The 8,644-nt window shown below is 60.7% G+C and carries 8 protein-coding genes; 2 read left to right on the top strand and 6 right to left on the bottom strand.

What is annotated here, in order from left to right; genetic code table 11:
• Window positions 1–109: 109 nt before the first annotated feature.
• Genes entH through entC form a run of 5 tightly spaced genes read right to left on the bottom strand, consistent with a single transcriptional unit; the run spans window position 110 to window position 4,936 of the window.
• Entirely contained in the window at window positions 110–523 is a 414-nt protein-coding gene (entH, locus tag ABLU96_RS14235) for a proofreading thioesterase EntH (RefSeq protein WP_046878152.1), read from the bottom strand.
• On the bottom strand, window positions 524–1,279 hold the full coding sequence (gene entA / locus ABLU96_RS14240) for a 2,3-dihydro-2,3-dihydroxybenzoate dehydrogenase EntA (RefSeq protein WP_014837779.1): 756 nt from the start codon (window positions 1,277–1,279) through the stop codon (window positions 524–526).
• Window positions 1,279–2,130 (bottom strand): enterobactin biosynthesis bifunctional isochorismatase/aryl carrier protein EntB, encoded by an 852-nt coding sequence (gene entB / locus ABLU96_RS14245; protein ID WP_025108237.1) that lies wholly within the window; start codon window positions 2,128–2,130, stop codon window positions 1,279–1,281. The genes entA and entB overlap by 1 nt, the downstream gene beginning before the upstream one ends.
• Window positions 2,131–2,143: 13 nt before the next feature.
• Window positions 2,144–3,751 (bottom strand): (2,3-dihydroxybenzoyl)adenylate synthase EntE, encoded by a 1,608-nt coding sequence (gene entE, locus ABLU96_RS14250; RefSeq protein WP_064375885.1) that lies wholly within the window; start codon window positions 3,749–3,751, stop codon window positions 2,144–2,146.
• 9 nt (window positions 3,752–3,760) lie between these two features.
• A complete protein-coding gene (entC, locus tag ABLU96_RS14255) occupies window positions 3,761–4,936 on the bottom strand; it encodes an isochorismate synthase EntC (RefSeq protein WP_025108239.1) in 1,176 nt (391 codons plus the stop codon).
• A 187-nt stretch (window positions 4,937–5,123) separates the two neighbouring features.
• On the opposite strand from entC, the gene fepB reads away from it, so the two are divergent.
• Together fepB and ABLU96_RS14265 are read left to right on the top strand one after the other, a co-directional pair.
• A complete protein-coding gene (gene fepB, locus ABLU96_RS14260) occupies window positions 5,124–6,083 on the top strand; it encodes a Fe2+-enterobactin ABC transporter substrate-binding protein (RefSeq protein WP_032748644.1) in 960 nt (319 codons plus the stop codon).
• A 229-nt stretch (window positions 6,084–6,312) separates the two neighbouring features.
• Window positions 6,313–8,430, top strand: coding sequence for a glycosyl hydrolase family 18 protein (locus ABLU96_RS14265; protein WP_202861542.1), 2,118 nt, complete (start codon window positions 6,313–6,315; stop codon window positions 8,428–8,430).
• A gap of 10 nt (window positions 8,431–8,440) precedes the next feature.
• Here ABLU96_RS14265 and ABLU96_RS14270 read toward each other — a convergent pair.
• On the bottom strand, window positions 8,441–8,644 hold a 204-nt coding region (locus ABLU96_RS14270), incomplete at its 5' end, for a hypothetical protein (RefSeq protein WP_219725558.1).

The following is an 8,644-nucleotide window of genomic DNA, read 5'->3' on the forward strand; positions in this document are numbered from 1 at the left end:
TGTTTCCCCGGAGGCGGCGCTTGACGCGCCTGTCCGGGCTACCGGTCCGCAGACGATGGTGAACCCGTAGCCCGGGTAAGCGCAGCGCGACCCGGGAACAGGCTATGCCTCAGCCGAGGACAGCCGTGCCCAGACGGCAGGTGCAGCAGCGTCGTCCCCGCTCGTCGAACACCGCAATTTCCCAGCTCTGGCCCTGACGCCCCAGGTGCAGCGCCCGGCATTCGCCGCGGACTTTGCCGCTGGAGACCGCCCGGTGATGGGTGGCATTGAGCTCGGTCCCCACTACGCACTGCCCCTCTTCGGTCATCAGCCACCCGGCCATCGAGCCCAGGGTTTCCGCCAGCGCCGCGGAGGCGCCGCCGTGCAGCAGCCCGAACGGCTGATGGGTTCGCGCGTCGACCGGCATTTCCGCTTCCAGCAAGCCCTCCTCAAGCCGGGTATAAACGATGCCCAGATGCGCCACCATCGTATTGACGCTGGTCGCGTTGAGTTCATCCAGCGTCAGCTGACGTTTCCAGGCCATTTATGCCCCCAGCGTCGAGCCGCCGTCCACCACGATATCCTGCAGCGTGATATGGCTGGCGTGGTCGGAGGCGAGGAACAGAATGGTATTGGCAATCTCCTGCGGGCGGGCGATTTTACCCAGCGGAATGCCCAGCTTAAACTGCTCACCGAAGCCGCGAATGCGCTGCTGCTCAGCGTCATCGCTCACCCACAGCGTCCGCTGCATATCGGTATCGGTAGAGCCAGGAGAAACCAGATTACAGCGTACGCCGCTGCCCGCCAGCTCCAGCCCGACGGTCAGCGCCAGGCTCTTCAGCGCCGCCTTTGATGCGCCGTAGGCGCTCATGCCAATGCGCGGCGTATGCGCAGCGTCGGACGCCACGGTCACAATCGCCCCGCCTTTTTGGCGGCGGAACTGCGCCATCGTCTGCTGGAACAGGTTAAACGCCCCGCCAACGTTAACGGCAAAGGTCTGCTGCCAGTCTTCCTGGCTCAGCGCATCGGTCGCCCCCATCCGCAAAATACCGGCGGCATTGACCAGCACATCCAGCCGCGCGATCCCTGCCAGCAGGCGGCCGCACGTCTGCGCCACCTGCTGCGCGTCGGCAACGTCCAGCGTCTCGGTGGCGAACGGGTAGCTTTCGCCGTCGAACGCCAAATCAAACCCGGTTACCTGCGCGCCGGCCTCAACGAACGCCAGGGCGGTGGCGTAGCCGATCCCCTTGCCCGCGCCGGTGATCCACACGGTCCGGCCGTGAAAATCGAGCCCGTTCATTATTTCACCTCGCGGGAAAGCAGCGCCCACCAGGCATCAATGGTCGGATTTTTCGCCAGCACCACGAAGTCGATATCGCCGTGCACTTTACGCCAGCGGGCGGCGAGCGCCATCATGCGTACCGAATCCAGGCCGTAGTCGATCAGGTTTTCGTCATCCATCGGTTCGTCGGATTCATCCAGCAGCGGCAGCACCAGCGCCCGCAGCGCCGCTTTCGATGCCGGCAGCGGCAGCAGCTCTTCGGTCATCACCACTCGACCGGAGCGACCCGCCACGTAGTTGAGCGCCATCAGGTGCTCCTCGCGGCTGAAATCGGCCAGCGCGTCGGCAACGAAGAACGGCTTAATATCGCGCATAAACGCATCGGTCGCAGTGGTCATGCAGCCGATATGGGCATATACGCCGGTGATGATTAGCTGATCGCGCCCCGCCTCTTTCAGCATCTCCTCCAGCGGCGAGCGATGAAACGCGCTGTAGCGCCACTTCACCAGCACGGTGTCGTTGTCGTCCGGCGCAAGCGCGGCAATCACCTGCTGCTGTTCCGGCGAACGGGTCAGGCCCGGCCCCCACATGTCGTTCAGCAGCGCGCGGTCTTCATCGCTCTGCTCTTTCGGCTGGGCGGTGTAAAAAACCGGAATATGGTTCTGTTTGCAGAACTCGCGCAGGGCGGCGATGTTGGCCACCACTTTCTCCATCATCGCGCTGTTTTCGCCCCAGAAGTTAAGGAAATACTCCTGCATATCGTGGATCAACAGCGCGGCACGGGACGGCTCAAATGCCCAGTTCACTTTGTTCGCCGGGATATCGCTGGCTTCCGGCAGCGCGTAAGCCTGTAATTTTGGGATTGCCATTCTGTCTTCTCCTTCAGCCCAGCTTGCGTTCAGCCAGCCACTGACGTAATTGTTTTTTATCGACTTTGCCCACCGGCGTCAGCGGCAGCGCATCAACGCACTCCACGCGGTCCGGCAGTTTAAATTCTGCGACCCCTTGTTCCCGCAGGAAGCGGCGTACCGCCACCGCGCGCAGAGGCTCTTTTACCACCAGATATGCGCAGCTCTTTTCCCCCAGCAGGCTATCTTCCATGCTGACCAGCGCGACGTGGATCACCGCCGGATGGCGCAGCAGCAGGTTTTCGATCTCTTCCGCCGCGATCTTCTCGCCGCCGCGGTTGATCTGATCTTTTTCCCGCCCCTGCACGGTGATATAGCCATCTTCATCGATCGAGATCAGATCGCCAGAGCAGTAGAAACCATCGGCATCAAAGGCCTCGGCATTATGCTGCGGGCTCTTGTAGTACCCGCGGAAGGTATAAGGGCCACGGGTCATCAGGCGCCCGACTTCGCCGCGCGGCAGCGGATTACCCTGCGCATCGGCCACCCACACTTCGTCATCAGGACACATCGGGCAGCCCTGGGTATTGATAATGCGCTCGGGGCTGTCGTTGAGGCGGGTATAGTTCACCAGCCCCTCCGCCATGCCGAAGACCTGCTGGAGCTGACAGCCGATTTCCGCCGGAATACGCGCGGCGAGGGTCGCGGACAGGCGCGCCCCACCTACCTGCAGCAGCCGCAGCGACTGCAGACGGGCATTGCTGCCGGACTCATAGATCTCCTGTAACCACAGGCTTACCGCCGGCGGAACCAGCGAGGTCAGGTTAATCTGGTGCTTTTCGATCAGCGGGAAACAGAGGGTGGCGCTCGGGTCGTGCGCCAGCACCACCACGCCGCCGGCGAGGAAGACGCCGAGTGAACCCGGCGAGCTCATCGCGTAGTTGTGGGCGGCGGGAAGCGCGTTCAGATAGCGCGTTTCGGCGCTTACGCCGCACAGCTGGTTGCTGCGGCGAATGCTGTATTCGTAGTCGTTATGAGTACGCGGAATGAGCTTCGGCGTACCGGTGCTGCCGCCGGAGAGCTGGAAAAAGGCCACTTCGTCAGCGGGCGTCGGATGCGCGACGAAATTATCGTCAGGCCGCGCGATGGCCGCCGCCAGGCTGCGTTCGCCGCCGTCGTTCAGCAGCAGGGCCACGCGTACCGACGCATGCTGGGCGACAAAAGCGTTAAGAAAATCATCATCGGCAAACAGCGCGTGTTCGCGGTCGGCAATCAGCAAAGCGGGTTCAATCTGCGCGGCGTAGGCGTTCAGCTCGCTACGCTGGTGGCTGAACAGCGCGTTGACCGGCGCAACGCCGATACGCAGCAGCGCGAAGAAGGTGATATAAAATTCCGCAACGTTGCCCAGCTGCACCAGCGCCGTTTCGCCGCGCTTCAGGCCCTGACGCTGCAGCGAGGAGGCGAGGTTATCCACCAGGCGGTTGAATTCACGGTAGCTGTAGCTTTTGTCGCCGTCGATAATCGCGGGAGCGTCGTTTTCCGCATGACGGGTAATCAGATGGGTTAGCGGCAGATCCTGCCAGTAACCTTTTTGCCGATAGCGGGCCGCAAACTCTTCCGGCCAGCGGGTAAATTCGATCATCATAGTCCCTTATTGCAAGCCGAATACGTTCAGCATGGTGGTCAGTTTGACGCCGGTTTCGCGCCACTCGCCTAGCGGCGAAGAGGCCGGGACGATACCTGCGCCAGCAAATAGCCGCAGGGTGCGCTGCTGCAGGCGCGCGCAGCGGATGGTCACCACCCACTCGCCGTTGCCTTCATCATCGCACCAGCCGACGATGCCGCCGAACAGCTGACGGTCGAACGGCTCCAGTTCGTTAATCAGGCGTTTCGCCGCCTGATGCGGGAAGCCGCTCAGCGCCGGCGTCGGGTGCAGCAGGCAGGCCAGCGACATGGCGTTCTCATTTGCCAGCGCGGTGCCCTGAATCTGCGTCGCCAGATGCCACAGGGTCGGCGTGGTGATCAGCTGCGGAGAGTCCGGCAGGGAGAGTTCGCTGCTGCGCGGCGCTAATACGGCCTTCATCGCCTGGGTCACCAGCTCATGTTCGTGGCGGTCTTTTTCCGATGCCAACAGCCTGTGCCCCGCTTCGCGGTCCAGCACATCGTCCGGCTGGCGACGGGCCGAACCGGCCAGCGGCAGAGAGCTGAAATGCGCGCCTTCTTTACGCAGCAGCAGCTCCGGGCTGGCGCCCAGCAGCACGCCGCCGTCCGAGAGCGGCACGTGGAAGTTATAGCTGGCCGGGTTCTGGGCGATCAGGCGCTCGAGCAGCGCCCCGCTATCAACCCGTTCGCGGGTGGTGATATCAATCAGGCGCGAGAGGACCACTTTGTCCACTTCCGGCGTCGCGGTGAGGGCCGCCGCGCGCGCCACCATCGCCATGAAGGTGTCCTGTTCGGGGATCTCCCGGCGCTGCACCACGTCCATCGGCTGTTGCCCGGACGCATAGCGCGCGGAGTGCTGCTTTTCAGTGCGGGAGAACGCTGTCCAGCTCGCGGGGATAAACAGCTCGGAAGGCTCACTGGTATCGAACGGAATGGCGCCGACCATCACAGGCTTTGCGATCCCGGCAGCCCGCGCCGCTTTAAACGAGGCCGCTATTTTTTGCTGAAACTCCCCGTCCGGATTATCGCCGTCGGCGGCCGGATGAGAGAATCGGCTAAAGCAGCCAGCGGTGGTGAAGCTGCGGTACGGCGACATAAAGAAGAAGCTTTCCGGCGGCAGAGTCATTTTTTTCTCCCGTACTTCCTCAGCCAAAGACGTTTCCATATCATCCTCCAAAAACGATAAAGATATTACGAATAATTATCATTTATATTTTGGTTGGGTAACCTAAAAGGTATTGCGCGCTATGTCAACCGTACAGGTAGCATGTTGTGCGACTTAAGCTTGCATCGACGCCGCTCACAGCTGAAAATGAGAAGCATTTATCACTACTTAACCAGGATGCGAATACGTGAATTTCTCCACCTTTTGCCGCCGTACCCTCCTCGCCAGCGGCCTGGCGATTTTCGGAATTAGCTCAGCGCTGGCGGCAGACTGGCCGCGTCAGATAACCGACAGCCGGGGACCCCATACGCTGGAAAGCCAGCCGCTGCGCATTGTTTCCACCAGCGTGACGCTGACCGGCTCGCTGCTGGCGATTGACGCGCCGGTGGTGGCCAGCGGGGCCACGACGCCCAATAACCGCGTCGCCGACGGTCAGGGATTTTTACGCCAGTGGAGCGATGTGGCGAAAGCGCGCAAGCTGTCGCGCCTCTATATTGGCGAACCGAGCGCTGAGGCCGTCGCGGCGCAAATGCCGGATCTCATTCTGATTAGCGCCACCGGCGGCGATTCGGCGATGATGCTCTACGACCAGCTTTCCACCATCGCCCCGACGCTTATCATTAACTACGATGATAAAAGCTGGCAGGCCCTGCTGACCCAACTGGGGGAGATTACCGGCCACGAAAAACAGGCGGCGGAGAGAATCGCGGAGTTTGATAAAAAGCTGGCGGCGCTGAAAGAGAAAATGAAGCTGCCGCCGCAGCCGGTCACCGCGCTGGTCTACACCGCCGCGGCCCATAGCGCCAATATCTGGACCAAAGAATCCGCTCAGGGACAGCTGCTCGAGCAGCTGGGCTTTACCCTCGCCGACCTGCCCGGCGGGCTGCATGCCAGCCAGAGCCAGGGAAAACGGCATGATATCGTGCAGCTGGGCGGGGAAAACTTAGCCGCCGGACTTAACGGCCAGAGCCTGTTCCTGTTTGCCGGCGACCAAAAGGACGCCGACGCGATTAACGCTAACCCGCTGCTGGCGCATCTGCCCGCCGTTGAAGGCAAACGCGTTTATCCGCTGGGGACGGAAACCTTCCGCCTGGATTACTACAGCGCCGTACTGGTGCTGCAGCGCTTAGCGGCCCTCTTTGCGTAAGCCACGCTTCCCGGCGCCGGTCGCCGGGATCTCATCGCGCCTCATTTCATATATCATCGCGTTGTTATAACAGGCTTTTTCACCGTTTAACGCCCTATCACCCTCATCGCCCATCAGCCGAAATATCATCGTTTCAGTTGTTATTTTGTGATTAGCCCCGGCCGCCGCGTTGCCCGATTATCTGCCCCACACCGCTTGAGGTGGTCATTCAACACAGAAGGAAATTAACGTGGCAACGAGCAAATTGATTAAGGGCGATACGCTGACCGAAACCAGCAACGCCGCAGACGGCTTTAACCCGGCAACAGAAGTGAGCGCATACAGCTATACCTCCGCTCGCGTCGCTAAACCGGTCTATAACAAATACAAAGCCTCCACCACCAAACCCAAAGTCTTCGGCTACTACACCGACTGGTCACAGTATGATGGTCGTCTGCAGGGCGATAATTCAAAAGATAACCGCGGTCGCGGCTACGACCTGACCAACGTTTCTCCTACCGCCTACGACAAAATCATCGTCGGTTTCGTCGGCGTGACCGGCTTCCACAAAGTAGACAACCTGTGGCGCGACGTGGTTGCCGAAGGTGCCGATCAGTGCGGAAAAGTGAAGTACGAGCCCACCTTCCTCGACCCGTGGGGCGACTTCCAGTCTTACGTTAACGTTGGCCACACCGTCAGCGGCTGGGATGTCGATCCGAAGACCGTGACCCAGAGTAATACTAAAGGCCTGCTCGGCGGCCTGCGCGATCTGCAGGCCAAAGCGAAGCAGCAGGGCCACGACCTGGTGCTGTCCATGAGCATCGGCGGCTGGAGTATGAGTAACGGTTTCCATGAAACCGCCGCGTCTGACGCCTCGCGTAAGGTCTTTGCCAAAGGCGTGGTAAAACTGTTCAAGCAGTTCCCGATGTTCAGCGAAGTGGACATTGACTGGGAATATCCGAATGCCGAAGGCGCTGGCAACCCGTACGGCCCGGAAGACGGCGAGAACTACGCCCTGCTGATTGGCGAACTGCGTAAGCAGCTGGACGCCGCAGGCCTGAGCAACGTCAAAATCTCCATTGCCAGCTCGGCGGTGGTCAAGACGCTCGGCTACTCTAACGTCAATGCGCTGCTGGAAGCGGGCCTGTACGGTATCAACGTGATGACATATGACTTCTTCGGTACCCCGTGGGCGGAGAGCGTGACCCACCACACCAACCTGAAGGCGCTGGAAGAAGGCGGCTGGGGAGTGGATACCGTTGTCGGCCATCTGCTGTCCGAAGGCTTCCCGGCAGAGCGAATCAACATTGGTTACGCTGCCTACACCCGTAACGGGCGCAACGCGGAGCTGGAATCCCTGTCCCCGCTGAAAGGCACCTATAGCCCGGGCACCGGCACCACCGTAGGCTCCTTCGAATCGGGTACCACCGAATGGTACGACATCATTTATAACTACCTGGATCTGGAAAACCAGAAAGGCCGTAACGGCTTCAACGTCTACACCGACAAGGTTGCCGACGCGGACTACCTCTACAACCCTGACAGCAAACTGTTCATGTCCCTGGATACGCCGCGCACGGTGAAAGCCAAGGGCGAATACGCCGCCAGCCTCGGCCTGGGCGCGCTGTTCACCTGGACAATCGACCAGGACAACGGCGTGCTGGTTAACGCCGCCCGTGAAGGTCTGGGCTATGAAATAGCGTCTGAAGTTATCGATATGGAGCCGTTCTATTTCGAAGGCATCAACGTCGACCCGGCGGATGAACCGGCTGAACCGGAGGAAGAGGAGGAGGATACCGTCCAGCCTGAACCGTCGGTAAACCATGCGCCGAAAGCCGCTATCGAACTGATGGTGGTAGGCGGCTCCCGCGTGCGCCTTTCCGGCGAAAAATCTTCTGATGAAGATAACGACGAGTTGACCTTTAGCTGGGGCGTGCCCGCGGCGATCAACGTCGCCGATAAAACCGCGGCGGTCATTGAGTTCGATGTGCCGAAAGTGGCTGCGGATACCGAGTATACCTTCACCCTGTTCGTGCGCGATACCTGGGGTGAACCGTCAACGCAGCAGCGCTTTGTGCTCTCCGTCGTCGCCGCGACTCAGACCGATGATACCGAGGACGAGCCGGCAGACGACCAGGATCGCACCGATGATACGCCTCAACCGGCAGATGATGATGCTGTTCCTTCTGACGAAACCACGCCTTACCCGCTGTGGAATGCCAGCACCGTCTATGGCAGCAACTGGGGCAGCTTTGAAATCGTGAGCTGGAAAGGCCATAACTACCAGGTGAAATGGTGGTCTCAGGGCAACCAGCCGGATCTGAACTGCGGTCAGTTCCAGGTCTGGAGCGATCTCGGCGCGTACTAAGCGTAAATCGTCACTGACGAGTGATAGCCAGCCCCGGAGCAATCCGGGGCTTTTTATTATCGCTCTTTTCGGTTTTCCCGGTGGCGCTACCGGGCAACTGCAGATCGGTAGCCTGGGTTGCTCCGGGATGAATGCATCGGTGCGGCTTCTTCCCGGGTTGCGCTGCGCTTACCCGGGCTACGGGTCCACCGCCGTCTGCGGGCCGGTAGCCCGG

Source organism: Klebsiella sp. CN_Kp106 (assembly GCF_040064575.1).
Classification (GTDB): domain Bacteria; phylum Pseudomonadota; class Gammaproteobacteria; order Enterobacterales; family Enterobacteriaceae; genus Klebsiella; species Klebsiella michiganensis.

What these genes read in the sequence shown, in the direction of transcription:
- entE (WP_064375885.1), bottom strand. Translation starts at nt 3,751, where the DNA reads ATGATCGAATTTACCCGCTGGCCGGAAGAGTTTGCGGCCCGCTATCGG.
- entC (WP_025108239.1), bottom strand. Translation starts at nt 4,936, where the DNA reads ATGGAAACGTCTTTGGCTGAGGAAGTACGGGAGAAAAAAATGACTCTG.
- entH (WP_046878152.1), bottom strand. Translation starts at nt 523, where the DNA reads ATGGCCTGGAAACGTCAGCTGACGCTGGATGAACTCAACGCGACCAGC.
- entB (WP_025108237.1), bottom strand. Translation starts at nt 2,130, where the DNA reads ATGGCAATCCCAAAATTACAGGCTTACGCGCTGCCGGAAGCCAGCGAT.
- entA (WP_014837779.1), bottom strand. Translation starts at nt 1,279, where the DNA reads ATGAACGGGCTCGATTTTCACGGCCGGACCGTGTGGATCACCGGCGCG.